This is a genomic window from Streptomyces nodosus (assembly GCF_008704995.1).
GTDB lineage: Bacteria > Actinomycetota > Actinomycetes > Streptomycetales > Streptomycetaceae > Streptomyces > Streptomyces nodosus.
This window is the reverse complement of sequence record NZ_CP023747.1, coordinates 1,359,919-1,383,969: the sequence shown is the minus strand read 5'-3', so window position 1 is coordinate 1,383,969 and position 24,051 is coordinate 1,359,919. Positions and strand designations below refer to the sequence as shown.

Below are 24,051 nucleotides of genomic sequence, written 5' to 3'. Positions count from 1 at the left end.
GGTTCAGGAACCCGACGCATCCTTGTGGAGTCGTACGGTGGCCGCGATCCTCCGCACCGTCGCGTCCGGCACCTCGTCGGAGACCCCCTTGGCTCCGAAGAACGACCAGGAGACCAGGTCCCCTTCGGCGTCCTTGAAGGCGAACGTCCACGCCTTGCCGTCCGTCGCGCATTTGTCCGTCTTCTCCACACCCGCGGACCAGGCCGAGCCCAGGCTGCCCGTGATGCCGGAGCGGGTGGTGAACGACTCCACGGAACCCAGCTTCACCTTGGTCCGGTCGGGCTGGGTGTACATCCCGTAGACCCAGGCCTTCGGGTCCAGGACGGCTATCTCCTCGGTGTCCTTGGCGCCGTTGTTCCCCTTGGAACCGGCCGCGGCGAGCGCCGTGTACTCGGGGGTGCCGTCTTTGTTCTCGTCGACGGCGCACCACTTCTGCTTCAGATACGCGGTGGCCCGCATACCGATCAGCGGCTTGTCGTCGGGGTCGTCGTCCTCCGACACATAGGTGACCCAACCGGTGCCCATCGGCGCCCACTCCGGCGGAACGTCGAACGCGATCCCGGTGTCCGGACTGACCACGACCTTCCAGCCCTCGACCGTGGGCCGGTCGGGATCCGCGTCCCGGGGGTTGTCCTGGTCCGTCCGGGGCGAGCCGGAGCGGACCGGTTCCGGACCCGCATCGTCCTTTGTGCCCCCGCCGAGCAGCAGGAAACCGGTGACGCCCGCGGCGACCACGACGGCCGCCGCCGCGACGATCGCGACGAGTTTCGTCCGGTCCCGGCCGCCGCCCGTCGGCGGGGGCGTCGGCGCGCCCGGCGAGGGCGCCGCCGGGTGCCACGGCCCGGACGGCTGATAGGGGTTCGGCTGGTGATACCCGGGTTGTTGGTACGGGTTCGACTGCGAGGGGGCCGGGGGCTGTTGCGGACTGTGCCCGTCCCCCGACGGCTGCTCTCCTGGCCACATGGGCCGTAACGATACGACGAACCGGACCCGGCTCTGGCCAGAGCTTCCTACTGGCGGGTAACCTCACGTTCATGACAGTTGACAGCGCCTCGACGGGCGACATGCTGGCCGCGGCGGTCCCGATGGTGCGGACCTTGAACCTGGAGTTCATCGAGGTCACCCCGGAGCGCGCCGTGCTCCGGCTGCCGGACCAGCCGGACTTCCACAATCATCTCGGCGGCCCCCACGCCGGCGCGATGTTCACCCTGGCCGAGTCCGCCAGTGGCGCCATCGTGCTCAAGGCCTTCGGCGATCAGCTCTCCCGTGCCGTGCCGCTCGCGGTGCGGGCCGAGATCGACTACAAGAAGCTGGCCAGGGGGCCCGTGACGGCCACGGCGACCCTGCGCCGCCCGGCGGCCGAGATCGTCGCCGAGCTGGACGCGGGCGGACGGCCGGAGTTCCCGGTCGCCGTCGCCGTCCGGCGCGAGGACGGCGCGGTGACGGGGGAGATGACGGTGGTGTGGACCTTGCGGCCCAACGGCTGACGGGCAGGGGGAACGCGAAAATCCCACCCCCGTTCCACGGGGGTGGGATTCTCATCCGAGCGCCGGGCAGGCCTTGCACCTGCATTTCCCCGCAGGAAGCGGGGCGTCTTTCCTTGGACCACCAACGCACCGTCGGCTACCGGGAGTTCCGGTGACCGGCTCAAGATCAACATTACCTCATCGTGCGCCGGGCGGCGAGCGGCGGCCGGGCGGCCTCCCGCCCTGGGCCGTCGGTACGGCCTAGGCCGGCTTCGCCTCGGCGAGGACGTCGTCGGCGAGCGGCTTGTCCAGCGCGGCGTGCACCAGCCCGTCGGTGAACCGGGCCAGCTCTCTCCTGCTCACCAGGGTCGCCAGCCGATCGGGCGAGGTGGGCAGGCCCAGCCGCCTGGCGCCGTCCTGCGCCTTGCGGTCGACATAGGGCGCGAACTCCGGCCAGATCGTCTGCACGGCACGCAGAAAGATGTCGACGCCCGTGGGCCCGAGCCCGGGGATCTCCCGGAGCGCCTTCTTGGGGTCGTCCTCCTCGCGCAGCTTCCGCAGATCGCCGCCGTACCGCTCCAGCAGGAGTTCCGCGCCCTCGCCCAGCATGGTGGCGGTGCGCTCGTCGTACCGTCGATAACCGCCCTCGCCGAGCGCGTCCACCCGCTGCTGCCATGACGCCTTCGCCATCGACTGCGCGGTGCGCAGGCCCGCCTCGAAGAGCGCTCGTGCGGCGGCCACCGCGATGTCCGCCTTGATCCGGGCGCTGAACAGCATGGCCAGGACGAGTGCCTGGTAGAGCGGACCGGGCGTGTTCCGGAGCCGGACGCCCGCCTGGGCGAGATAGGTGGCCTCCTGCCGGTCCAGCAGCGCCTGGGCGACCGCCTTCTCCGTGCGGTCGCGGGGGTTCTTCCTGGTCGTGGGGCTCATGATGCCTCGCACCGTCGATGAGGCCCGAGTGCCGTCCGGGCGATGGAAGGGGACCTGGGGACGAGTTTCGCGAGTGCGGCGGCCGAACCCCGCCGCGCCGTGGCTCCCCGGCGTGCTCCGCGGGGCTCCGCGGGTGCAGGGCCGAACAGGTAGGCTTCCCCGGGGGTCTGCCGGTCAGGCCGGACACCCATGCAGAGGCACATGAAACGGGGAGGAACCGGCGGTGCACGTCCAGGAATGGCTCGACACGGTACCCGCGGCCGCCGTCTACGCCGTGGTGGCCCTCGTCATCGGCCTGGAGTCGCTGGGCATCCCGCTGCCCGGTGAGATCGTCCTGGTCTCGGCGGCGCTGCTGTCCTCCCAGCACGGCGGCATCAACCCGGTGGTGCTCGGCGCCTGCGCCAGCCTGGGCGCCGTGGTCGGAGACTCCATCGGCTACGCCATCGGACGCAGGGGCGGACGCCCGCTGCTGGCCTGGCTCGGCAGGAAGTTCCCCAGGCACTTCAGCGAGGGCCATGTCGCGACCGCGGAGCGCTCCTTCGAGAAGTGGGGCATGTGGGCGGTCTTCTTCGGCCGCTTCGTCGCCCTGCTGAGGATCTTCGCCGGCCCGCTCGCCGGTGTGCTGCGGATGCCGTACTGGAAGTTCCTGATCGCCAACCTCCTGGGCGGGGTGATCTGGGCGGGCGGCACCACCGCGGTCATCTACTACGTCGGGGTCGTCGCCGAGGCCTGGCTGAAGAAGTTCTCGTGGCTGGGACTGGTGGCGGCGGTGCTCGTGGGCCTCGCCTCGATGCTGATGGTGAAGCACCGGGCGAAGAAGGCCACGGAGGAGAAGGAGAAGGCGGAGCGGGAGGCGGCCGAGGCGGAGGCCGTCCCGGCCGCCGAGTGAGGCCCCGCCTCAGGGTCGCCTCAGGGCTTCTGGTGCACCTGCCGGTGCGCCCGCGCCAGCTCCGCGTACATCGTGCCGTTGCGGGTGATGTCCTTGCGCTCCTCGGGGGTCAGTTCCCTTCTGACCTTCGCGGGCACGCCCGCCACCAGTGATCCCGGGGGCACTCGCATGCCCTGCGGCACCAGTGCCTGAGCGGCGACCAGGGAACCCGCGCCGATCACCGCGCCGTTGAGCACCGTGGCGCCCATGCCGATCAGACAGTCGTCCTCCACGGTGGCGCCATGGACCACCGCGTTGTGCCCGATGGACACCCGCTCGCCCACGGAGACCGGGAAGCCCGGGTCGACATGGAGGGTGCAGTTGTCCTGCACATTGCTGTCGGCGCCGATGACGATCGGTCCGCAGTCGGCCCGCAGCACCGCGCCGTACCAGACGCCGGCGCCCGCGTGCAGCGTCACCTCCCCGATCACCACCGAGGTGGGCGCCGTGAACGCCTCCCGGTCCACCTGGGGATCCTTGCCGCCGAATCCCCTGATCAGGGCCTGGTGCGTCATCGCGGTCTCCTTGTGGTCCGGCCGTCCCACCGGCACGGTACGCCACCGGTGGGGTGAAGATCACAGCCGGATGTGCCCATGGGCGTACCCGGCCCTGAGTACGGTGTGCGGGTGCCCCGGAGCAAGAACACGTTCTCCTCCAGCTTCTCGTCATGGCGCCGCGCACTCGCCCAGCGCGCGGTCCACGCGGGCTGGGCCTGGGCGCAGCGCACGGGGGCCGTGACCGCGGAGCACCCCGGTCGCTTCCGCTTCGGTGCGTTGGGAACGGGCACCAGACTCGCCTTCCCGCTCGGCACGGTCTTCGGCGAGCCCTGGATCCGGATCGGCGCGCACTGCGTCATCGGCGAACGGGTCACCCTGACCGCCGGGCTGATGCCCGACCTCGATCTCGGCCCCGACCCGATCCTCTGCATCGGTGACGGTGTCGTCCTCGGCCGCGGCAGTCATGTCATCGCCGACACCACGGTCACCATCGGCAGGGACTGCTACGTCGGTCCGTATGTCTATGTGACCTCGACCAATCACTCGTACGACGATCCGCATGAGCCCATCGGCAAGCAGTGGCCGCGGATGGAGCCGGTGTCGATCGGCCCGGGGTGCTGGATCGGGACGGGCGCGGTGATCCTGCCGGGCGCGCGGATCGGGCGGAACGTCGTGGTGGCGGCCGGCGCGGTCGTACGGGGACAGGTGCCGGACCATGCGGTGGTGGCCGGGGCCCCGGCGCGGGTCGTGCGGCGCTGGACCCCCGACAACGGCTGGCAGCCGCCGCTCAGGACACCCGCCCCGGTGCCGATCCCCGACGGGATCACCCCGGACCAGCTGCTGGCGCTGGCCACGCTGGACGAGGAGTCCGCCGCCCGGCTCACGGAGCTGGACGCGGAGTCCTGAGTCAGCCGGTGGCGAGCAGCACCGTGCCCACCAGGGCCAGCCCTGCGCCCGCCGCCTGCACCGCGCGCAACCGCTCCCGCAGCACCCCGCGCGCGGCCAGCGCGGTGACCACCGGGTAGAGCGAGGCGAGCACGGCGGCCACCGTCACCGGCCCGAGCCGGGCGGCGGTCGCATAGGTGCCGTTGGCGGCGACATCGGCGAGTCCGACGAGGGTGAGCGCGGGCAGCGTCTGCCAGGGAAGCCCCTGCCGCGGAAGCGGCGCGGTGCCCCGCCTCCCGGCGGCGTAGAGGGTGGCGCCGCCCAGGACGGCACTGGTGACCCGCTGGACGAAGAGGGCCAGGAAGAGCCCCTCGACCGTGGTGGACGCCTCCGCGATCAGCGCGAACACCGTGCCGAAACCGAGCGCCGCGCACAGCGTGAGCAGCAGCGCCCGGCGCTGCACCGGTGCGCCCCGCAGCTCGGGCCCGCCCGCGAGGACCACCCCCGCGACGGCGACCACGATGCCCGCCGCCTGCAGCGGTCCGGGGCGCTCCCCGAGGAACAGCCCGACGCCGATGGGGATCCCCACGCTCAGGGTGGCGAGCGGGGAGACGACGCCCATCGGGCCCAGGGCGAGCGCCTGGTAGAAGCAGAGCAGGGCGAGCGGCCCGATCAGACCCGCGGCGAAAGCGAACCAGAGCCGCGGCCCGGCCTCGCTCCAGCCGCCGGTGGCGACCACCAGCGCGCCGAGCGCTACCGCGGCGATGGTCTGCGAGACCGCGACCACCGTCAGTGCGGGCATCCGGCGGGTCAGCAGTCCGCCCCCGAAGTCGGCCAGGCCCCACAGCAGGCTGGTGGCCAGGGCGAACAGTGCTGTCATGGGCCGCCTCGCAGTACAGTTCAGTGAACGATCAGGTGCACCACACCATAGTTCAGTTCACTAAACGCTGTCATCCAGAATATTGGACGGAATGTGTCGGATCTCGACCTGCTGACCCAGTCCCTGGCGCGCAACGTCAAGCGCTGGCGTACCGAGCGCGGCTTCACACTGGACGCGCTCGCCGCCCGGGCCGGAGTCAGCCGTGGCATGCTCATCCAGATCGAGCAGGCCCGGACCAACCCGAGCATCGGCACCGTCGTCAAGATCGGTGACGCGCTCGGCGTCAGCATCACCACCCTGCTCGACTACGAGCAGGGCCCCAGGGTCCGTATCGTCCCCGCCGAAGGGGCGGTACGTCTGTGGGACACCGAGGCGGGCAGCTACAACCGCCTCCTCGCGGGCGCCGAGGCTCCCGGCCCGCTGGAGATGTGGGACTGGCTGCTGATGCCGGGGGACGGGAGCCCCTCGGACCCCCATCCGGCCGGCACGGTCGAACTCGTCCATGTCACCGCCGGCGAGCTGACGCTCACCGTCGACGGCGTCGCCCATCGGATCCCCGCCGGTGCGAGCGCCTCCTTCGAAGCCGACACCCCGCACACCTACGGCAACGAGGGCGAGGAGCCGATGCGGATGGTGATGGCGGTCTCGGTGCCGCCCGTGCGCTGAGAGCTCCGAACAAAAGTGGGGCCCGGCGGGCGGCGCCCGGCACGCACGCTCGCTGCGTTGCCGGAAGGTCCTTGTAGCGGAGCTACCAGGACCTTCCGGCGCCTTGCGATCGCACGCACCGGACACCGCCCGCTGATCGGACCCCACTTTTGTTCGGAGCTCTGAGACGCCGGCCCGGCGGCCGGCCCGTGGCTGTTAGCGTGCGGACATGCGCGCACCCCTCGGAGACTTCGACCACGCCACCCCCGCTCCGGACTGCCTCGACGAGCTGACCCCTCCGGTCGCGGACGCGGTGCGTCACTGGAGCGGCAGCGTGCCCGCCGACCAGATCGTCTATGTCGACACCGAGCCCGAGTGGGCCGACACCGCGGTCTTCGTGGAGCACTACGGCCGGGAGCTGCTCGACTGGTCCGCCAACTGCGTCGTGGCCGCGGGCAGGCGGGGCGGTGTGACCACACTGGCCGCCTGTGTGGTGCTGTCCACCGCCCGGGTCGATGTGAACGGCGCGGTCCGTCGTGAACTGGGTGCCCGCAAGGCGTCGTTCGCGCCGATGGAGGTCGCGACGGGGGAGACCGGGATGGAGTACGGCGGCATCACCCCGATCGGACTCCCCGGCGACTGGCCGGTGTTGGTGGACTCGGCGGTCGTCGACCTCCCGTATGTACTGGTCGGCAGCGGCCGGCGGCGGGGCAAGCTGCTGGTGCCGGGCAAGGCGTTCGCGGAGGTGGCGAACGCGGTGGTGCTGGAGGGGCTGGGTGTCTGAGAGCCGTGCAGGGCGCACCGGAGTGACCTATGTCCGGTCCGACGGCGGTCCTGCGGGGCGTGCCGGGAGCTGATCCCTCAGGGACGGGCCCGGGCGTGGTGGGCCAGGGCCAGATGCGGGTCCGTGGCCCCCGGTGCCGGGGCCGGGTCGGCGTGGACCAGGGCGGCGGTGAGTCCCGGCACCGCGTGCAACAGGGCATGTTCGGCCTCGACCGCGATGTCATGGGCCCGGCGTACGCTCACCTCGCCGTCGACCACGACCGCCACCTCGGCGCGCAGGCGATGCCCGATCCAGCGCAGCCGCAGTTCACCGACCCCGTGCACGCCCGGCACCCCGCACAGCGCCCGCTCGGCCCGGTCCACCAGTGCCGGGTCGACGGCGTCCAGCAACCGCCGGAACACCTCGCGCGCCGCGTCCCGCAGCACCAGCACGATCGCCGCAGTGATCGCCAACCCCACGAGCGGGTCCGCGAGTTGCCAGCCGAGTGCCGCGCCGCCCGCGCCCAGCAGCACCGCGAGCGAGGTGAATCCGTCCGTACGCGCGTGCAGTCCGTCGGCGACCAGCGCGGCCGAGCCGATCGCGCGGCCCACCCGGATCCGGTGGCGGGCGACCCACTCGTTGCCCGCGAAACCGATGACGGCCGCGGCGGCGACGGCCGGGATGTCGTGCAACGGACGGGGATCCAGCAGCCGTTCGACCGCGGTCCACGCGGTGAAGGCGGCGGACGCGGCGATGGTCAGCACGATCACGATTCCGGCGAGGTCCTCCGCGCGCCCGTATCCGTAGGTGAAACGGCGGGTGGCCGCGCGCCGGCCCAGGACGAAGGCGATGCCGAGCGGTACGGCGGTCAGGGCGTCGGCGGTGTTGTGCACGGTGTCGCCGAGCAGTGCGACCGACCCGGAGACGACGACCACGGCCGCCTGCGCCAGTGCCGTCACCCCGAGCACGGCCAGCGAGACCCACAGCGCCCGCAGCCCCCGCGCGGAGGACTCCAGCGTGGGGTCCACCCTGCCGGCGGTCTCATGGGAGTGGGGCGTGAGGAGGTGCCGGAGACGCCCGAGGGGACGGTGGAGGCCGTGGCCGCCATGGGGATGCGGCCGGGCGGGGGTGTGCCCATCGGTCCCGATGTGTTCGTGTCCCTGGTGTTCATGGCTCATCGCACAGCCCCCTTCACCGCGTCCGCGCGCGGGACGGTGGACGCGGGCGCATCCATGGAGCCATTATGTGCGTATGAGCGCACGCATGCACCTGTCAGCTGCGCACGGTGTGCAGCCGCGCACCGGAGGCGCGTCCCCCGGCCGCCCCTTGACGCCGGAAGAGGAGCGGTTCACGCTCGCCGCCGAGCTGCTCGCCCTGCTCGGGGACCGTACCCGCCTCACCCTGCTGCACGCCCTGGCCCACGGGGGTGAGGCCGATGTCTCCACGCTCACGGAGGTGTGCGGCGCGGCCCGGCCCGCGGTCAGCCAGCATCTGGCGCGGCTGCGCCTCGCGGGCCTGGTCGACACGCGAAGGGAGGGGCGTCGGGTGGTCTACTCGCTGCGCGACGGCCATCTGCGCCGGGTGGTGGACGAGGCGCTCGGACTGGCCGACCACCGACTCACCGGCCGTCCGGTGCACGACTGAGAGGCCGCGGTGCCGGACGGGCGGTGCGGACACGGCTGTGGGCCGGGACCTCGAGGTCCCGGCCCACAGCCGTGTCATGGATCGGTCCGGCGTGGGGCCGGGTCCCGGGAGATCAGGCGGCGGCGGGCGCGGCCTGGGTGAGCTGCTCGATGACCTTGGTCAGGCCCTCGACGACCTCGGTGTCGTCGGCGGGGTGGGTCTCGGCGAAGCGGGTGACGGAGCCGGGGATGGAGAGCTTGGCCTCCGCGACGACCGCACCGCCGGCGATGCCCGCGGCCTTGCGGGCCTCGTCCTGCGCCCAGACGCCGCCGTACTGGCCGAACGCGGTGCCGACGACGGCGACCGGCTTGCCGGTGAGGGCGCCGGCGCCGTACGGACGGGACAGCCAGTCGATGGCGTTCTTCAGGACGGCCGGGATGGTGCCGTTGTACTCGGGCGAGAAGAGCAGGAACGAGTCGGCCGAACCGGCGGCCTCGCGCAGCGCGGCGGCGGCCTGCGGGACGGCGCCCTCGACGTCGATGTCCTCGTTGTAGAAGGGCACGTCGGCCAGGCCCTCGTAGAGCACCACCTCGACGCCCTGGGGCGCGTGCTTCACGGCGGCCTCGGCGAGCTGGCGGTTGTGGGAACCGGAACGAAGGCTGCCGACCAGGGCGAGGATGCGTACGGACATGGTGATAACTCCCAGGATGTGTGACCGATACAAGCGGACCGGGTGAGTCCGTTGAAAGTTGTACCATTCCAACCGGACCGCGGTCCACTTCTCGGAGATATTAACCGGACCAAGGTCCGATTCTCTTCCCGGCGGCTACTCTGACCCGTATGACCGAGCCGCTTCCGCCCTTCCCCCGTCCGCAGGACGACCGCAACGGCCGAACGGACCTGACCCTTCTGCCGGCCGACGACACCGCACCGCTGCGTGCCGACGCCGCGCGCAACCGCATCCGGCTTCTGTCGGTGGCCGCCCGGCTGGCCGCGGAGCGCGGCATCGCGAATGTGACCATGGACGACATCGCCTGCGGCGCGGGGGTCGGCAAGGGCACGGTCTTCCGGCGGTTCGGCGACCGGACGGGGCTGCTGGTGGAGCTGCTCAGTCATCAGGAGGAGCAACTCCAGGCGGCCTTCCTCTCCGGGCCGCCGCCGGTCGGCCCGGGAGCGCCCGCGACCGAGCGGCTGCACGCCTTCGGCGCTGCCGTCCTGCGGCACGAACACGCGCACCGGGACCTGTATCTGGCCGCCCACGCGGAGCCGGGCCGGCTCCGCATGACCGCGCCGTACCAGTTCCGGCTGGCCCATGTCCGCATGCTGCTGCGCGAGGCGCGCGTCGAGGCCGACATCGAACTCGTCGCGCATCTGCTGCTCGGATTCCTGGAGGCGGCGTTCGTCGACCACCTTCTCGCCCACCGGGGGATGGCCCTGGAGCGGGTGGCGGCCGGCTGGTGCGACCTGGTCGACCGGTTCACCGGACGATGTCCGGGCTGACACGCCGGTCACCCGTTCCCATGCCCGATGTTTGCCCAGGTCAGAGGCGTATTATCGGACATGACAACGGTCACCGGTGCAGCCTTTGCCCTGGGGCGTCGCCATGCGTTTCACTTCGGTCGAGGCACCCGATGCGAGGGGGAAGGCGGACCAGATGAGCGACCACGGTCATCGGCACCACGGGCACGGCCCGGCGGGGCATGCCGGCCACTCCCACGGCGTCTCGGCGGACGCCGACCGCCGCTGGCTGGGCATCGCGCTCGCCCTGATCACCGTGTTCATGGCGGCCGAGGTGACTGTCGGAATCCTCGCCGACTCCCTGGCGCTGATCTCCGACGCGGCCCATATGCTGACCGACGCCGCGGCCATCGTGCTCGCCCTGATCGCGATGCGGCTCGCCGCCCGGCCGGCCCGCGGCGGCTTCACCTACGGGCTCAAACGCGCCGAGATCCTCTCCGCCCAGGCCAACGGCCTCACCCTGCTCCTGCTCAGCGCCTGGCTGGCGTACGAGGCCGTACGGCGCCTGATCGCCCCGCCGGCCGTCGCGGGCGGGGCCATGCTGATCACCGCGCTGGCCGGTATCGCGGTGAATATGCTCGCCACCTGGTGCATCTCCAGGGCCAACCGCACCTCCCTCAATGTCGAGGGCGCCTATCAGCACATCCTCAACGACCTGTTCGCCTTCGTCGGCACCGCCGTCGCCGCCCTCGTCGTGGTGCTGACGGGCTTCGAGCGCGCCGACCCGCTGGCCACCCTGGTGGTCGTGGCGCTGATGGTGAAGGCCGGGTACGGGCTGCTGCGCGACTCCGGCCGTATCTTCCTGGAGGCGGCGCCCTCCGATGTCGACCCGGACGCCCTCGGCGACCGGCTCGTCGCCCGGTCGGACGTCGTCGAGGTGCACGACCTGCACGTCTGGCAGATCACCTCCGGCCAGGCCGCGCTCTCCGCCCATGTCCTGGTCGAGCCGGGCGGCGACTGCCATGCCGTACGCCGCGATCTGGAGGACGTCCTGCGCCACGACTACGGCATCACCCACACCACCCTCCAGGTCGACCACATCGCCGAGCAGGTCCTCCAGGTGGCCCTGCACGGTGAGCGGGGCGCGGCGGACGACTCCGCGCACTGCGAGGCCCCGCACGGGCCGGTGCACCGTGAGGAGCCGCACCACCACTGACGGCGCCCGCACCCGGACCGTTCGGTCTCGCGCCACGCCGTTCCCGACCGTGCTCGTCGGTTCCTGTCGGTTCCTGTCCTTGATCGTTCCGGTTCTTGACCCTCCCTTTCCCCGAATACCTCTGACACAGAGCTAATCTCGGAGCTGTGGAACGGGAACCCGGGAACTTCGCCGACGATCTGGCAGACACGCTCGTCGGAGTGCAGAGGCTGATCAGGCGGAGGCTGCGCCGTGGGACGACCGGGCCGCGACTGCGCGGCGCCGAGGTCGAACTGCTGCGTCTGGTCGCGGAGCGCCCGGGGATCGGTGTGTCGGACGCCGCCAAGGAGCTGTATCTGGCGGGGAACTCGGTCTCCACGCTGGTCAACCGGTTGGCGAAGGACGGCTATCTGCTCCGTGAGACGGACCCGGCCGACCGGCGGGCCGCGCGGCTGCTGCCCACGGTGGCGGCCGAGGCACGACTGCGTGACTGGCGCGAGCGGCGCACCGCGCTGGTACGCGGCCAGGTGGCCCGTCTGGACGAGGTGGACCGCAAGGCTCTGGAGGCGGCTCTTCCGGCTCTGCGGAAACTGGCCGAGAACCTGCACGAGGAAGGCGGGGAAAGATGACACCGCACGCGACGCACGGCGAGACCCCGGTGGACGACGCCGTCACCTGTGCCGGACTGCGCTACTCCTTCGGGGAGACACACGCGGTCGACGGGCTCGACCTGTCCGTCCTCGACGGCGAAGTGTTCGGACTGCTCGGCCCCAACGGCGCCGGGAAGACCACCGCGATCCGCTGCATCACCACGCTGCTTCCAGTCCCGGCCGGCATGGTCCGGATCTTCGGCCACGACGCGGCCCGCGAACGCATGTCCGTACGGCGCCTGCTGGGTTATGTGCCGCAGCAGCTGTCCGCCGACGCGGGACTCAGCGGCCGCGAGAACGTCGCCCTGTTCGCCCGTGTCTTCGACGTCTCCCGGCGCGAACGGGCCCGGCGCGTGGAACAGGCGCTCGCGGCCGTGGACCTCACCTCGTCGGCCGACCGGCTCGCCCGCACCTACTCCGGCGGCATGGTCCGCCGGCTCGAGCTCGCCCAGGCCCTGGTGAGCGCACCCCGGCTGCTGATCCTCGACGAGCCGACCATCGGCCTGGACCCGATCGCCCGGACCAACGTGTGGGAGCACATCAACGCCGTGCGCGCCGCCACCGGCATGACCGTGCTCGTCACCACCCACTACATGGACGAGGCCGACCAGTACTGCGACCGGGTCGCCCTGATGCACCACGGCCGTATCCGTGCCCTCGGCACACCCGAGGAGCTGAGGCACGGACTGAGGGAACGGCTCGGCACCGAAGGCCCGCTGCCGACCCTGGAGGACGTCTTCCGTGATGTCGCCGGCAGCGGACTCGACGACCAGGCAGGAGACTTCCGCGATGTCCGAAGCACCCGCCGCACCGCGTCCCGTGTCGGCTGAACCCGTCCGCCCGGCGGACCTCGACCTGCTGGTGACCCCGCCCCGGGCCCGCACCGGCTGGCGGGTGCTGCCCGCACGGGTCGCCGCGATGTGCGCGGTCGAGCTGCAGAAGCTGCGCCACGACCGTACCGAGTTGTACACCCGCGCGATCCAGCCGGCGCTCTGGCTGCTGATCTTCGGCGAGACCTTCACCAGGATCAGGGCGATCCCCACCGGCGGCATCCCCTACATCGACTACCTGGCGCCCGGCATCATCGCCCAGTCCGCGATGTTCATCGCGATCTTCTACGGCATCCAGATCATCTGGGAGCGGGACGCCGGGATCCTGACCAAGCTGCTGGTCACACCGACCCCGCGGGCGGCCCTGATCACCGGCAAGGCCTTCGCCGCCGGGGTCAAGGCACTGATCCAGGCCATCGTGGTCGTCGTCATCGCGGCGCTGCTCGGCGTCGCACTGACCTGGAACCCGCTGCGGCTGCTGGGGGTGGCGGCGGCGGTCGTCCTCGGCTCGGCCTTCTTCTCCTGTCTGTCCATGACCATCGCGGGCATCGTCCTCACCCGTGACCGGCTGATGGGCATCGGTCAGGCGATCACCATGCCGCTGTTCTTCGGGTCCAACGCGCTCTACCCGGTGGCCGTCATGCCCGGCTGGCTCCAGGCCGTCAGCACGGTCAACCCGCTGAGCTACCAGGTGGACGCCCTGCGCGGACTTCTGCTCGGCACGCCTTCCCATGTGCTGCTCGATTTCGGTGTCCTGGCGGTGGCCGCCGCGCTGGGCATCATCTCTGCGTCCTCGCTGCTGGGGCGGCTGGCCCGCTGACGGCGGCGGGCCGGCCGGTGGGACCCGGCAGCGAGGTCACCTCTTCTTCCAGAACGCCATCAGATCCGCCAGGGCCCTGATGATCTCGGGTCGTTCCGATGCCTCCGCCCGGCGCAGGCTGATCAGCAGCGACAGCAGGATCATGACGACGAAGAGGCCGACGACATAGAGGAACAGCTGCGGAGCAGACGTCGCCATGAGTTCCAGCACGGTCCACATTTCGCCTCCCGGACGGTCCCAGCCGCTGCTTCCGAGAGATTCCGCGACGGGAAGACCTCGACGGAGGCAGACGGACGCCTGTCACCACGCCGCGCCAGCCGACTGCGGAAGGCGGCCGTGCGGGCCCAGGAAGGAAGGCGGAACCCCGCCGACGAAGCCTCCACCCCGTCGGCACGGTCGGTGGCACCGTGCGTTGAGCGGCTCGACGCCACTGCCTCGTTGTCCTGTTCCGCGCATCGGCGGGGACGGCGTCATCAAGTCCGGCGAGCCCGGCGCCCTGTGCGGCTCCGGCTCGTCGACGCGGGCGGTGGCGGGGCAGACTCCTCGTCGCCGCCTGACCGGTTGCTTCGGGGGAACAACCTAACCGGGAGGGCAACTCGGTGATGTTCGACCCGCACATCCGTTCACTCGTTAGGTCTCCCGGCTCCGCTCGACAGGGGGAGTCCGAGGCCCCGCGGCAGGTCTGACGGAGACCACCGCGGATGCCGGAGGGGCGGGCCTGAAGGCCCGCCCCTCCGGGCTGTTCGGGTATCGCTCGGCGACTCGGGTCCGCTCAGCCCGTCGCCACCGTGAACACATGCAGATCGGTGTCGTCGGGGAGCTGGACGCTCGCGATCCGCTTGCCTGCCGGGGCCTCGTACGGCTTGGTGGCGAAGACATAGGTCGTCACCGCGTCCTTGTCGGCGCCCGCCACATTGCGGTACGCGCTCTTGGCGACCACCGTGTTGCCGTACTGAACGGTGCCGCCGCCTCCGCCGACGGTCCAGTCGGTGAAGGAGAGGTCGACGGTCGCGGTGCTGCCGTCGGTGTAGGTGACCGTGGCCTTGGTCTGCTGGTTGCCGTTGACCGCACTGCCGACGAAGGACAGCCGGGCCGCCGGCTCGGCCAGGTCGATGCGCTGACCGGCCGCCGAGGCGTTGTCCGGGCGTCCGCCGGGCGAGTTCGGCCAGATGAAGGCCAGGCCGTCCACCGTGCCCCGGCCGCCGGGGGTGACGCCGGCCGCCGCGAGGGCCTGGCGGGAGTAGCTCCAGCCACCGCCGTCGTAGTCGGCCTCGGCATGGTCGCCGTCGTCGTCCGAGACACCGGTGTTGTTGTAGGCGGCCAGCAGGGTTCCCGGGGCCGCCACGGTCAGGGAGACCGACTGCTCGTAGGACTCCTCGCCCGAGGTGACCGTGACCTTCGCGTCGTAGAAGCCCTGCTCGGTGCCCTTGTCAGCGGTGAGCGTGATCTGCCGGGCACCGTCGAGCACCGTGCCCTCGGCGGGCGTCGCCGTGATGCCGGCCGGGGTCCGCACACGGAAGTGCACCTCGGGGCCCTGGCCGCCGTTCAGCGACAGGGCACGGACGTCGATCTCGGTGCTCTCGCCGGGCGCGAGGATCGCCGTCGTCGGGCCCACACCGATCTGGTACGGCTGCTCGCCCTGCCGGAAGGAGGGCGGTGCCGCGGACGGGGCGCTGCCCCAGGTGCGGTCGGGGGTGGCGGAGAGGGTGTAGTCGAGCCTGCCGCCGTCCCGGACGAAGCTCGCCGGCAGCCAGGGGCGGTCGCTCGTCCGTCCGTCGACCTTCAGGGACCGGACGTAGGGGGATCCGGCCGCAGCGCCCGCCGCGCGGACGGAGATGTCGCGGCCGTGTGGACGGCTGATCTCGATCCGCTCGAACAGCGGTGAGGCGAGGACGAGTTCGGCACGGGAAGGCACCTGCGGATACATGCCGAGCGCCGAGAAGACGTACCACGAGGACATCGCGCCCAGGTCGTCGTTGCCGGGGATGCCGCCCGGCTGAGTGGTCCACAGCTGCCGCATGGCCGCGCGGACGGTCTCCTGGGTCTTGTACGGCGCGCCCGCGTAGGCGTACAGGTAGGGGACGTTGATGGAGGGCTCGTTGTCGAGTTCGGACTTGGTGCCGCCGTTGCCGGTGAACGCCCAGTCGCCGTCGGCGTCGTGGAAGAAGTCGTCCAGTCGGGCCAGCGCCGCCTCCCGGCCGCCCATCGCCGCGAACAGACCGGCCGGGTTGTGCTGGACCATCCAGGTGTACTGGGCCGCCGTGCCCTCGACGAAGCCGTTGCCGGTGTCCGGGGTGAAGCCGGGGACCCAACTGCCGTCGGCCTTGCGGTTGGCGATGTAGCCGCCGGTGGGGTGGGCCGCGATGTTGAAGTTGTTCTGCCACCACTGGGCGCGCCCGGCGAAGGCGGCGGCGGTGCTCTTCTGCCCGGCGGCCTCGGCGAGCTGGGCGAGGGCGAAGTCGGCCGTGGACATCTCCAGCGTCTCGGCGGCACCGCCCCAGGCGTTGGAGACGGACGGCATGTAGTGCCGCTCGAGGTACTGGTCGAGGGACGGCCGCTGGCCGGCCGAGAGCACCGGCTTGCCCGCCGGGGACAGGTCCTGCTCGGTCGGTACGGTCGCCGCCTTCACCAGGGAGGCGAGCGCTCCCTTCAGATCGAAGTCGGTGCCGCCGAAGGCGTGGATGCCGGCCAGGGCGGTCGGTGAGGGGTCGCCGTTCATGACATGGGTGCCGCTCGCGCCGTGCAGCCAGCGGTCCCAGACGCCGCCGTTCTGCCGGGCCAGCTCGTACAGCGACTGGGCGACGTCCGAGCCGGTGCCCGGGTCGAGCAGGGTCAGCAGCTGCACCTGGTCGCGGTACTGGTCCCAGCCGGAGAAGGTGCCGTACTGCGCCTGGTGGCCGCGGCCCACGGTGTGCACCTTGTCGTCGCTTCCGCGGTATCTGCGGTCGGCGTCACTGATGACATTGGGGTGCAGCAGGGCGTGGTAGAGCGCGGTGTAGAAGGTGGTGCGCTCCTCGTCGGTGCCGCCGCCGACCCGGATCGCGCCCAGTCGGTCCCGCCAGGCGCGGCGGGCCGCTTCCTTGACCGAGTCGAAGGAGCGCTTGGGCGGGTTCTCCGCGGCCAGGTTCGCCTCGGCGCCGGCCCGGCTGACGTAGGAGATGCCGACCTTGACGCCGACCGGTCCGGTGCCGGGCGCGAACTCCACATATCCGCCGGCTCCCTTGCCCTTCACGGGCCGGCCGCCGTCGGAGAAGCCTCCGGCGCCGCCGGTCGCCGAGGTCGAGCCCGGGCTCAGCTTGTCGTCCTGCCAGGTGCCGGTCGCCTTGAAGGGCCGGTCGAAGCGGGCGGTGAAGTACAGGGTGTAGTAGGCGCGCCGGCCCTCGGGGTCGAGGTAGCCGCAGAAGTTTCCGGAGGTGACGGAGCCGGAGACGGTCCGCGCGGCCGGGTCGATGGTGATCGACGAATCGGTGGAGCCCACCTCGGAGTCGGCGGTGCGGATCAGCAGGGAGGCGGGTGTGCCGCCCGGGTAGGTGAAGCGGGCCGAGCCGGTGCGCGCCGTCGCCGTGAGGTCGGCGGTGACTCCGGAGGCGAGGCCCACCCGGTAGTGGCCGGGCTCGGCGGTCTCGTCGGAGTGCTTGAAGTCGGCGGCGTAGACGGCGTTCTTGGTGTCGGCGGCCGGTGAGGAGGTGACCTCACCGGCGTACGGGAAGAACGGGATGTCGCCGCTGCCGCCCGCGCAGCCGGTGCCGGACATATGGGTGAGGCTGAAGCCGCGGATGCGGGTGGCGTCGTACTGATAGCCGCCGGGCGCGGCCGTCCTCGTGGCGTCGCCGGTGGTGTTCTCCGGGCTGAAGGAGAGCATGCCGGACGGGACGACGGCGCCCGGGAAGACATTGCCGCCGTTCTTGGTGCCGATCAGCGGGTCGACGTACGCGGCCGGGTCCTTGACCAGGACGGGCGGGGGGCTGGGTGGTGCGGCGGTCGCCGCGAGGGCGGGGGTGGCGCCGACCGCGAGCAGGGCGGCCGACAGCAGGGACACGGGACGGAAACGCATGACGCGGCCCCTCCTCCTTCGGACGGGTCGCGCACCACAGGTCGCACAAGCCGCAGGGACAGTAGCGTGCGCCGGTGGTACCACGGAAGAGTGCGTACCGATGCGGGGCGCGCCCGGGTCATCACCCGGCGCGACCTCGGTGCATGCCCATTGACATCGTTGTCGGTTCACGCGGTACAGTCATGTACAGACCAATACGACAACGTTGTCGCGCATCGTAGGGTCGTCACGAGCCAGCATCACCGAATGTCGCGGTCGACGTTGCCTTTTCCGACGTCGCCCAGCCGGACCCCGGCGCCGGGGTCCGGCACGGTCCCGGTCACGCCACGGGCGCGCCGAAAGCCCGTGCGGCGTCGAACATCGCTTCGAGGGCCCGCTCCACGCTGATCTGACTGTTGCCGGCCACGATGTGCAGTCCGTAGGCGTCCTCCAGCGCCACCAGGTTCAGGGCCGCCGTCGAGGTGTCCAGGGCGAGGTGGAAGACTCCGGTGCCGGCGCCGCGTTCCAGTACGGCCCGGTAGGCGGCCAGCTGCCGCTCGTACATCGACTCGACCAGCGTGCTGTGCAGCGGGGAGTTCTCCGCCAGCACGTCGAACTCGTACAGCAGGCGCATCAGTGCGTCGTCGGGCCCCGTGGGGAGCCCGGCGCGGATGGTCTCCCGCAGGAGTAGCGCCGGGTTCTCTATCGTGTCCCGCAGTGCGTCCCGACGGTCACAGAAGCGTTCCATGCCGGCGCGATAGGCCTCCCTCAGCAGCGCGTCGAGGTCGTCGTAGTAGTACAGGACGGCTCCTCGGGTCAGCCCCGCCTTGCGTGCCACATCCGCGAGCGAGAGGGAGCGCAACCCGGTCTCGGCGGTCGTGTCGATGACCGCCTGGATGAGGTGGGCGCGGCGTTCGTCCTGGTTTTTTGGGCGGGCCATGCCTTGACAGTAGCCGAGACGCTCATGACACTCGAACCATTCTTTGACGCCGATGGCAAAGAATGCGCGCACCGTCTCGGCGTCTCCCGGCCGTCCGTTCCCGGCACGGCCCAGAACCGAGGACAACCATGCTGGACACCCTGATCACCGGCGCACGTGTGCGCACCTTCGACGACGCCCGCCCCTGGGCCGGCGCCGTCGGCATCACCGGCGGGCGCATCGCCTTCGTCGGCGAGGAGGCCGAAGCCCCCGCGGCCCGGGAGCACCGCCGCCTGGACGGCGGCCTTCTCACTCCGGGCATCATCGACAGCCACAACCATCTGCTGCTCGGCTTCGACCCCGACGCCGTCAGCCTCGAGGGCGCCGAGACCCTCGAGGAGGTCCGCCGCCGCATCGCGGAACTCGCCGACGCGCGCCCGGACCTGACCTGGATCTGCGCCGAGAACGCCGTGTACTCGGTGGTCCACGGCCGCCGCCCCGCCGCCCGCGACCTGGCCGGCATCACCTCTCGCCCGGTCTTCGTCACCACCTACGACCAGCACTCGGTGTGGCTCAACGACGCCGCGATCCGCGCGCTGCGCCTGGACGACGGCGGAGACATCCCCTGGGGCCGCCCGGAGCGGGACGCAGACGGCCGCGCCACCGGCTGGGTCACCGACTTCTACACCAGCGCCATGACCACGGCGGGCCTGGCCGGCCTGCAGCGCGACATCCCGATGTACTCACCGGAGCGGCGCTACCGCAAGCTGCTGGGCAGCCTGGAGATGGCTACCGCCGCCGGCATCACCACCGTGGTGGAACCGCAGGTCCCGCTCGCCGAGATCGATCTGTTCCGGCGCGCCCGGGACGAGGGGCGGCTCAGCTCCCGTGTCATCGCCGCGCTCTTCCACCCCATGGGGTCCGACGGCGCGTTCCGGAAGCAGCTGCGTGCGGCGGCCGACGCCGCCCCGAGCGGTGACCGTTTGTCGTTCGGTCCCGTCAAGCTCTACGCCGACGATGTGATCGAGCCCCACAACGCCTGGATGCTCGAGGACTACGCCAACCGGCCCGGGCACCGCGGCCACCCCTCCGCGCCGCTGGGTGAACTCACCCGGGTCGTCACCGAACTGGACCGCCTCGGCTTCCAGACCCACACCCATGCGACGGGCGACGGCGGCATCCGCCTGGCCCTGGACGCGATCGAACACGCCGCGCGCACCAACGGCACCCGCGACCGCCGCCACGGGATCGTGCATGTCGAGTGCCTCGCCCCCACGGATCTGCCGCGCTTCGCCGAGCTGGGCGTCACCGCCGCCATGCAGCCGCGGCACTGCTCCCCGGACCTGGTGGCCGGCACCTGGATGGAGAACATCGGCGAGGCCCGCTGGGACCGGGCCTGGCGACTGCGCTCGCTGATGGCCTCCGGAGCGCATGTGGCCCTCTCCAGCGACTGGCAGGTGGGGGAGATGGACCCCCTGATCGGCCTCTACTCCGCCCTGACCCGAGCCGGACTCGACGGGGGGAACGCCTGGACGCCGGCGGAGCGCCTGGGGCTCGACGACGCGTTGCGCGGCTACACCGCCGAGGGCGCCTGGGCCTGGCACCGGGAGGGCGAGTACGGCATCATCCGTGAGGGTGCCGAGGCTGACCTCGTCGCCTGGTCCGAGGACCTCTACGCGCTCGAGCCCGACCCGGCGGCGCTGCTGCAGCAGCGGGCCGAGGTGACCTGGGTGGGTGGCGAGGTGGTCCATGAGGCCGCCACGGCGCGCGCCACCGCCGGCCACTACGGCGCGCTCACCTCCTGTTCAGCCCACGCCGAAGGCGGTCACGCCCATGTCTGAGAGATCTTCCGCCTCCCGCGCCGCCGAGCGCACCGCCCCGTCGCAGGGCCCGGCGGGCGGCGTGCCCGCCACACCGGGCCTCGGGCAGGACACCGTGACCGTCGCCGGCCCCGCCACGGACCGGCCCGAGGACTTCGCGGACGGCGCACGGCTGCGCCGCAGCCTGAAGCTGCGGCACATCGTCTTCCTCGGCCTGGCCTTCATGGCGCCGCTGGCGGTGTTCGACACCTTCGGTCTGGTCTCCGAGGCGACCGACGGCCATGTGCCGCTGGCCTATCTGGCCGTGCTGGTCGCGGTGGGGCTCACGGCGCTCAGCTATGCGCGGATGGCCCGCCGCATCACGTCCGCCGGATCGGTGTACACCTACGCCGGCAAGTCCCTCGGGGCGCCCGTCGGCTTCCTGGTGGGCTGGTCCGCCACGCTGGACTATGTGCTGCTGCCCATGCTCAACGCCCTGCTGGCCGCGATCTACATGGGTGCCGTACTGCCCGGCGTCCCGGCGTGGGTGTGGGTGCTCTCCACCGTGGTGGTCTGCACGGCGCTCAACCTGGTGGGCATACAACTGGCCGCCAAGGTGAACGTGGCGCTGGTGGTCGTCCAGGCCGGCGTGGCCATCGCCTTCCTGGTGTTCGCCGTGCGTGCCATCGCCACCCACGGCGAGTCCTTCGGGACCACCGGCTGGGACCCGGCCTCGGTGTCGCTGCCCGACCTGCTGAGCGGCGCCTCGTTGCTCGCCCTGTCCTTCCTGGGTTTCGACGCCGTCTCCACCCTCTCCGAGGAGGCCGAGCACCCGCGGCGGGACATACCGCGGGCCATCCTGCTCATCGTGGCCGCCGCCGGGGTGTTCTTCCTGGCCATCACCTACGCCATGCAGACGCTCTTCCCGGACGTCTCGGTCGTGGGCAACATCGTGGGCGCCTCGCCGGAGATCGCCAAGTACATCGGTGGTGCGGCGTTCCAGGCGGTGTTCGTGGGCGGCTATCTCACCGCCGTCCTCGGCTGCGGCCTCACCCAGCAGATGAGTGCGGCACGGTTGCTGTTCGCCATGGGCCGTGACGGCATGCTGCCGCGGGCGGTCTTCGGGCGAGTCGATCCACGCACCGGCGTCCCCGCCCTCAATGTGCTCGTGGTGGGCGTCATCGCGGCCTCCGCCGTCTTCCTGGACCTCGGCAGCGCCGCATCACTGATCAACTTCGGTGCCTATGTCGCCTTCGCCGCGGTGAACCTGGCGGTGATCGGGTTCTGGGTGCGCGATCGGCGCGCCGGCCGGCAGCAGGCCCGTGGGCCCCTGGCCCTGGTGCTGCAACTGCTGCTGCCCGCGCTCGGGTTCGTCGTGAACGTGGCCCTGTGGGTCAGTCTGGACACCCCGGCCAAGGTCGTGGGCGTGATCTGGGCACTGGTGGGCGTGGGGATCCTCGCTCTGCACACCGGCGGGTTCCGCCGACCGGTGCGGAGACCTTGACCCGTTCCACACCAAGGTCCCGAGGCGAGAGGGCGCTCGGATGCACAAGGGCGCACCAGGTCGGTCCCACCCCGCTCCACCCGCGCCCCTCTGTGTGACGCCGTCGGCCGCGGTCGGACGAGTGGCTCGTCAGCGCAGTGCGCGGAGTTCGATCGCCGGGCACCGGTCCATGACCATCTCGAGGCCGGCGGCGCGGGTGCGCTCGTACGCGGCCTCGTCCGTCACGCCGAGTTGGAACCAGACGGCCCTGGCGCCCTTGGCCACGGCTTCGTCGGCCACCGCGCCGGCGAGCTCGCTCCGGACGAAGACATCGACGACGTCCACGTCGAAGGGGATGGCGTCGAGGGAGGGGTAGCCCTGTTCCCCGTGCACCGTCTCGGCCCTCGGATGAACGGGGACGATCCGCTTGCCGTGGCGCTGGAGGACACCGGCGACTCCATGGGCGGCGCGGCGCTCGTCGGCGGAGAGGCCGACGATCGCCCAGGTGTCGCCGAGTTCGGTGAGGATCCTGCGGACTGTCTCCGTGTCGCTGTGCATACCGGCCTCCGCTGCGGTGGATGGTTCACCACGGCAACGACCGCCGGCGCTCCGCCATTCCCCCGCGGGCGGCCGTACCCGCCGGTGGTCAGCCGCGGGCGCGCAGGCTGGCCTCCTCCAGGTCGAGCTCGCGCTGGATCCGGCGCCGAGTGGCATTGCTGATCCTGTTCGCCCGGTAGAGGCTCTGCAGTTCGGCCGCCTCGATGGCGATGAGGGTGCGGCGTATCTCGCGGTAGGCGTCGGCGGGACGGGCGTCCGGGTCGTTGTACCGGGCGTCCTCCGTCTGGTGGATACGGGCCTCCAGATGGCGACGGACCTGCTTGAGGGCGGTCTCGGCGGCTGTGCCCAGACCGGCGAGCTGATCGAGGTCGCCGAGCTGTCTGAGCTCCGCGAGGGCCGCCTTGGCGATGTGCCGACGGGTCCGGGCCTCCTCGCGGGCGGTGTGCTCCGGCTCCAGAGCGATCCCGGAGCGGCGGACCACGGGGGCGAGGGTGAAGCCCTGGAAGACCAGGGTGAGCGCGATGGTCCCGGTGGTGAGCGTGAGGATCAGCGACCGGTGCGGCAGTGGCGCCCCTGCCTGGGTGGTCAGCGGGATGGAGAGGGCGGCGGCCAGCGGCATCACGCCCCGGGTGCCGGCCCAGGACAGGACGGCCGGCACACGCCAGGACAGACGGCCGTCGCCTTCCTTGCGCCGGAACTGGATCAGGGCGGACAACGGGAAGATCCACAGCAGCCGGATCGCCAGCACGGTGAAGGTGATCACCGGCACCCAGAGCGGCCAGCCGCGCTCGTCGTGCGCGAGATGACGGACGGCGGAGGGGATCTCCAGGCCGATGAGGGCGAAGACGACGCTCTCCAGGAGGAAGGTCAGGGTGTTGTAGACGGCGTGGACCTGGAGCCGGACGGGGGCGTTGCCGAGCCGGTGACCGGCGCTTCCGAGGACGACCCCGGACACGATGACGGCGGTCACCCCCGAGGTGTGCGACTGCTCCGCGATGACATAGGAGGCGTACGGGGTGACCAGTGCGATGACCGTCTCCAGCGTGGGGTCCTCGGTCCGCCTGCGGATCAGGGCCACCAGCGCGGCGACCACCGCGCCGATGAGGACCCCGCCGCCGGCGAGAACCAGGAACTGCTCGACGGTCCCTGACACGGTGACGACGCTGCCGGTGACCGCGGTGGCCACGGCGACCTTGTAGAGGACCAGGGACGTGGCGTCGTTGAACAGGCTCTCCGCCTGCACCATGGCCTGCACCCGCGCCGGGAGGGAAAGACGCCGGCCGAGCGCGGTCACGGCCACCGGGTCGGTGCTGGCCAGCACGGAACCGAGGATGAACGCGCCCGCGGCGGTGAGCGGGGTGATCGCCCGGGCGACGAAGCCGACGGCGACCGCCGAGGCGAGAACCAGACCGAAGACCAGCGCGGTCACGGGCCGCCACACGGTACGCAGATCGCGGACGGAGATCTCCCCGGCCGAGGCGAAGAGCAACGGTGGCAGCACCAGCACGCTGATCACATGAGGCGGCAGACGGACCTCGGGAACCCAGGGCATCAGCCCGACGATCAGACCGGCCACCACCAGCAGCGAGGGAGCGGGCAGACTCCAGCGCCGGGCACCCGTGGCCACGGCCGTGGCCAGGACCACAAGCAGCAGTATGACGATCAGGCCGGTCATGGAGCGTTCCCGGT

The 24,051-nt window shown here is 71.6% G+C and carries 24 protein-coding genes; 13 read left to right on the top strand and 11 right to left on the bottom strand.

Translation table 11 applies throughout. The features are described from left to right. Positions 1–3 precede the first annotated feature (3 nt). Positions 4–963, bottom strand: coding sequence for a DUF8017 domain-containing protein (locus tag CP978_RS06245; RefSeq protein WP_043438281.1), 960 nt, complete (start codon positions 961–963; stop codon positions 4–6). A gap of 71 nt (positions 964–1,034) precedes the next feature. Between CP978_RS06245 and CP978_RS06240 the strand changes: the two genes are divergently transcribed. Further along, positions 1,035–1,487, top strand: a complete 453-nt coding sequence (locus CP978_RS06240) for a DUF4442 domain-containing protein (RefSeq protein WP_043438279.1) — start codon at positions 1,035–1,037, stop codon at positions 1,485–1,487. 240 nt (positions 1,488–1,727) lie between these two features. Here the strand turns inward: CP978_RS06240 and CP978_RS06235 are convergent, their stop codons facing one another. Then, positions 1,728–2,396, bottom strand: a complete 669-nt coding sequence (locus CP978_RS06235; RefSeq protein ID WP_043438277.1) for an HhH-GDP family DNA glycosylase — start codon at positions 2,394–2,396, stop codon at positions 1,728–1,730. 223 nt (positions 2,397–2,619) lie between these two features. Here CP978_RS06235 and CP978_RS06230 point away from each other — a divergent pair, with 223 nt between their 5' ends. Then, positions 2,620–3,285 carry a DedA family protein gene (locus tag CP978_RS06230; RefSeq protein WP_043438275.1) on the top strand — a complete coding sequence of 222 codons (666 nt, stop codon included), beginning with the start codon at positions 2,620–2,622 and terminating at the stop codon, positions 3,283–3,285. A gap of 20 nt (positions 3,286–3,305) precedes the next feature. Here the strand turns inward: CP978_RS06230 and CP978_RS06225 are convergent, their stop codons facing one another. After that, positions 3,306–3,839, bottom strand: a complete 534-nt coding sequence (locus tag CP978_RS06225; protein WP_043438272.1) for a gamma carbonic anhydrase family protein — start codon at positions 3,837–3,839, stop codon at positions 3,306–3,308. A 111-nt stretch (positions 3,840–3,950) separates the two neighbouring features. Here CP978_RS06225 and CP978_RS06220 point away from each other — a divergent pair, with 111 nt between their 5' ends. Further along, positions 3,951–4,727, top strand: a complete 777-nt coding sequence (locus CP978_RS06220; RefSeq protein WP_052454534.1) for an acyltransferase — start codon at positions 3,951–3,953, stop codon at positions 4,725–4,727. 1 nt (position 4,728) lies between these two features. Here the strand turns inward: CP978_RS06220 and CP978_RS06215 are convergent, their stop codons facing one another. After that, entirely contained in the window at positions 4,729–5,586 is an 858-nt protein-coding gene (locus CP978_RS06215; protein ID WP_043438267.1) for an EamA family transporter, read from the bottom strand. A 93-nt stretch (positions 5,587–5,679) separates the two neighbouring features. Here CP978_RS06215 and CP978_RS06210 point away from each other — a divergent pair, with 93 nt between their 5' ends. Both CP978_RS06210 and CP978_RS06205 read left to right on the top strand, forming a co-directional pair. Further along, entirely contained in the window at positions 5,680–6,252 is a 573-nt protein-coding gene (locus CP978_RS06210) for a helix-turn-helix domain-containing protein (protein ID WP_043438264.1), read from the top strand. 208 nt (positions 6,253–6,460) lie between these two features. Further along, positions 6,461–7,015 carry a YbaK/EbsC family protein gene (locus tag CP978_RS06205; protein WP_043438262.1) on the top strand — a complete coding sequence of 185 codons (555 nt, stop codon included), beginning with the start codon at positions 6,461–6,463 and terminating at the stop codon, positions 7,013–7,015. A gap of 77 nt (positions 7,016–7,092) precedes the next feature. Here CP978_RS06205 and CP978_RS06200 read toward each other — a convergent pair whose 3' ends face one another. Further along, complete coding sequence (locus tag CP978_RS06200; RefSeq protein ID WP_043438260.1) at positions 7,093–8,172, bottom strand: cation diffusion facilitator family transporter; 1,080 nt, start codon at positions 8,170–8,172, stop codon at positions 7,093–7,095. 73 nt (positions 8,173–8,245) lie between these two features. Between CP978_RS06200 and CP978_RS06195 the strand changes: the two genes are divergently transcribed. Next, positions 8,246–8,638, top strand: coding sequence for an ArsR/SmtB family transcription factor (locus CP978_RS06195; RefSeq protein WP_043438258.1), 393 nt, complete (start codon positions 8,246–8,248; stop codon positions 8,636–8,638). A gap of 112 nt (positions 8,639–8,750) precedes the next feature. Here CP978_RS06195 and CP978_RS06190 read toward each other — a convergent pair whose 3' ends face one another. Beyond that, positions 8,751–9,308, bottom strand: a complete 558-nt coding sequence (locus tag CP978_RS06190) for an NAD(P)H-dependent oxidoreductase (RefSeq protein WP_043438255.1) — start codon at positions 9,306–9,308, stop codon at positions 8,751–8,753. Positions 9,309–9,457: 149 nt separating this feature from the next. Between CP978_RS06190 and CP978_RS06185 the strand changes: the two genes are divergently transcribed. The 5 genes from CP978_RS06185 to CP978_RS06165 all read left to right on the top strand — a co-directional run bounded on the left by CP978_RS06185 (position 9,458) and on the right by CP978_RS06165 (position 13,570). Beyond that, on the top strand, positions 9,458–10,117 hold the full coding sequence (locus CP978_RS06185; RefSeq protein ID WP_043438252.1) for a TetR/AcrR family transcriptional regulator: 660 nt from the start codon (positions 9,458–9,460) through the stop codon (positions 10,115–10,117). 154 nt (positions 10,118–10,271) lie between these two features. After that, positions 10,272–11,291 carry a cation diffusion facilitator family transporter gene (locus tag CP978_RS06180; protein ID WP_043438251.1) on the top strand — a complete coding sequence of 340 codons (1,020 nt, stop codon included), beginning with the start codon at positions 10,272–10,274 and terminating at the stop codon, positions 11,289–11,291. A gap of 146 nt (positions 11,292–11,437) precedes the next feature. Next, on the top strand, positions 11,438–11,899 hold the full coding sequence (locus tag CP978_RS06175) for a MarR family winged helix-turn-helix transcriptional regulator (protein ID WP_043438248.1): 462 nt from the start codon (positions 11,438–11,440) through the stop codon (positions 11,897–11,899). Beyond that, a complete protein-coding gene (locus CP978_RS06170) occupies positions 11,896–12,750 on the top strand; it encodes an ABC transporter ATP-binding protein (protein ID WP_043438247.1) in 855 nt (284 codons plus the stop codon). Before CP978_RS06175 ends, CP978_RS06170 begins: the two co-directional genes overlap by 4 nt. Beyond that, positions 12,710–13,570 carry an ABC transporter permease gene (locus CP978_RS06165; RefSeq protein ID WP_043438244.1) on the top strand — a complete coding sequence of 287 codons (861 nt, stop codon included), beginning with the start codon at positions 12,710–12,712 and terminating at the stop codon, positions 13,568–13,570. The genes CP978_RS06170 and CP978_RS06165 overlap by 41 nt, the downstream gene beginning before the upstream one ends. A gap of 36 nt (positions 13,571–13,606) precedes the next feature. Here the strand turns inward: CP978_RS06165 and CP978_RS06160 are convergent, their stop codons facing one another. The 3 genes from CP978_RS06160 to CP978_RS06150 form a co-directional block, all read right to left on the bottom strand. Continuing rightward, positions 13,607–13,789 carry a hypothetical protein gene (locus tag CP978_RS06160; RefSeq protein ID WP_043438243.1) on the bottom strand — a complete coding sequence of 61 codons (183 nt, stop codon included), beginning with the start codon at positions 13,787–13,789 and terminating at the stop codon, positions 13,607–13,609. A gap of 553 nt (positions 13,790–14,342) precedes the next feature. Then, positions 14,343–17,624, bottom strand: a complete 3,282-nt coding sequence (locus CP978_RS06155; protein ID WP_043438240.1) for a GH92 family glycosyl hydrolase — start codon at positions 17,622–17,624, stop codon at positions 14,343–14,345. A 319-nt stretch (positions 17,625–17,943) separates the two neighbouring features. Continuing rightward, positions 17,944–18,543 carry a TetR/AcrR family transcriptional regulator gene (locus CP978_RS06150; protein ID WP_043438239.1) on the bottom strand — a complete coding sequence of 200 codons (600 nt, stop codon included), beginning with the start codon at positions 18,541–18,543 and terminating at the stop codon, positions 17,944–17,946. A 128-nt stretch (positions 18,544–18,671) separates the two neighbouring features. Here CP978_RS06150 and CP978_RS06145 point away from each other — a divergent pair, with 128 nt between their 5' ends. Further along, positions 18,672–20,363 (top strand): amidohydrolase, encoded by a 1,692-nt coding sequence (locus tag CP978_RS06145; RefSeq protein ID WP_043438238.1) that lies wholly within the window; start codon positions 18,672–18,674, stop codon positions 20,361–20,363. After that, a complete protein-coding gene (locus CP978_RS06140; protein WP_043438236.1) occupies positions 20,356–21,825 on the top strand; it encodes an APC family permease in 1,470 nt (489 codons plus the stop codon). Before CP978_RS06145 ends, CP978_RS06140 begins: the two co-directional genes overlap by 8 nt. 129 nt (positions 21,826–21,954) lie before the next feature. Here CP978_RS06140 and CP978_RS06135 read toward each other — a convergent pair whose 3' ends face one another. Together CP978_RS06135 and CP978_RS06130 are read right to left on the bottom strand one after the other, a co-directional pair. Then, positions 21,955–22,362 carry a CoA-binding protein gene (locus CP978_RS06135; RefSeq protein WP_043438235.1) on the bottom strand — a complete coding sequence of 136 codons (408 nt, stop codon included), beginning with the start codon at positions 22,360–22,362 and terminating at the stop codon, positions 21,955–21,957. Between the two features lie 88 nt (positions 22,363–22,450). Next, positions 22,451–24,037 carry a Na+/H+ antiporter gene (locus CP978_RS06130; RefSeq protein WP_043438234.1) on the bottom strand — a complete coding sequence of 529 codons (1,587 nt, stop codon included), beginning with the start codon at positions 24,035–24,037 and terminating at the stop codon, positions 22,451–22,453. Between the last annotated feature and the right edge of the window lie 14 nt (positions 24,038–24,051).

Excerpts from the sequence above, each read along its gene's own strand:
- CP978_RS06245 (WP_043438281.1), bottom strand. The coding sequence starts at position 963 with ATGTGGCCAGGAGAGCAGCCGTCGGGGGACGGGCACAGTCCGCAACAG.
- CP978_RS06240 (WP_043438279.1), top strand. The coding sequence starts at position 1,035 with ATGACAGTTGACAGCGCCTCGACGGGCGACATGCTGGCCGCGGCGGTC.
- CP978_RS06235 (WP_043438277.1), bottom strand. The coding sequence starts at position 2,396 with ATGAGCCCCACGACCAGGAAGAACCCCCGCGACCGCACGGAGAAGGCG.
- CP978_RS06225 (WP_043438272.1), bottom strand. The coding sequence starts at position 3,839 with ATGACGCACCAGGCCCTGATCAGGGGATTCGGCGGCAAGGATCCCCAG.
- CP978_RS06215 (WP_043438267.1), bottom strand. The coding sequence starts at position 5,586 with ATGACAGCACTGTTCGCCCTGGCCACCAGCCTGCTGTGGGGCCTGGCC.
- CP978_RS06205 (WP_043438262.1), top strand. The coding sequence starts at position 6,461 with ATGCGCGCACCCCTCGGAGACTTCGACCACGCCACCCCCGCTCCGGAC.
- CP978_RS06200 (WP_043438260.1), bottom strand. The coding sequence starts at position 8,172 with ATGAGCCATGAACACCAGGGACACGAACACATCGGGACCGATGGGCAC.
- CP978_RS06195 (WP_043438258.1), top strand. The coding sequence starts at position 8,246 with ATGAGCGCACGCATGCACCTGTCAGCTGCGCACGGTGTGCAGCCGCGC.
- CP978_RS06190 (WP_043438255.1), bottom strand. The coding sequence starts at position 9,308 with ATGTCCGTACGCATCCTCGCCCTGGTCGGCAGCCTTCGTTCCGGTTCC.
- CP978_RS06185 (WP_043438252.1), top strand. The coding sequence starts at position 9,458 with ATGACCGAGCCGCTTCCGCCCTTCCCCCGTCCGCAGGACGACCGCAAC.
- CP978_RS06180 (WP_043438251.1), top strand. The coding sequence starts at position 10,272 with ATGAGCGACCACGGTCATCGGCACCACGGGCACGGCCCGGCGGGGCAT.
- CP978_RS06170 (WP_043438247.1), top strand. The coding sequence starts at position 11,896 with ATGACACCGCACGCGACGCACGGCGAGACCCCGGTGGACGACGCCGTC.
- CP978_RS06165 (WP_043438244.1), top strand. The coding sequence starts at position 12,710 with ATGTCCGAAGCACCCGCCGCACCGCGTCCCGTGTCGGCTGAACCCGTC.
- CP978_RS06160 (WP_043438243.1), bottom strand. The coding sequence starts at position 13,789 with ATGTGGACCGTGCTGGAACTCATGGCGACGTCTGCTCCGCAGCTGTTC.
- CP978_RS06155 (WP_043438240.1), bottom strand. The coding sequence starts at position 17,624 with ATGCGTTTCCGTCCCGTGTCCCTGCTGTCGGCCGCCCTGCTCGCGGTC.
- CP978_RS06150 (WP_043438239.1), bottom strand. The coding sequence starts at position 18,543 with ATGGCCCGCCCAAAAAACCAGGACGAACGCCGCGCCCACCTCATCCAG.
- CP978_RS06145 (WP_043438238.1), top strand. The coding sequence starts at position 18,672 with ATGCTGGACACCCTGATCACCGGCGCACGTGTGCGCACCTTCGACGAC.
- CP978_RS06140 (WP_043438236.1), top strand. The coding sequence starts at position 20,356 with ATGTCTGAGAGATCTTCCGCCTCCCGCGCCGCCGAGCGCACCGCCCCG.
- CP978_RS06135 (WP_043438235.1), bottom strand. The coding sequence starts at position 22,362 with ATGCACAGCGACACGGAGACAGTCCGCAGGATCCTCACCGAACTCGGC.
- CP978_RS06130 (WP_043438234.1), bottom strand. The coding sequence starts at position 24,037 with ATGACCGGCCTGATCGTCATACTGCTGCTTGTGGTCCTGGCCACGGCC.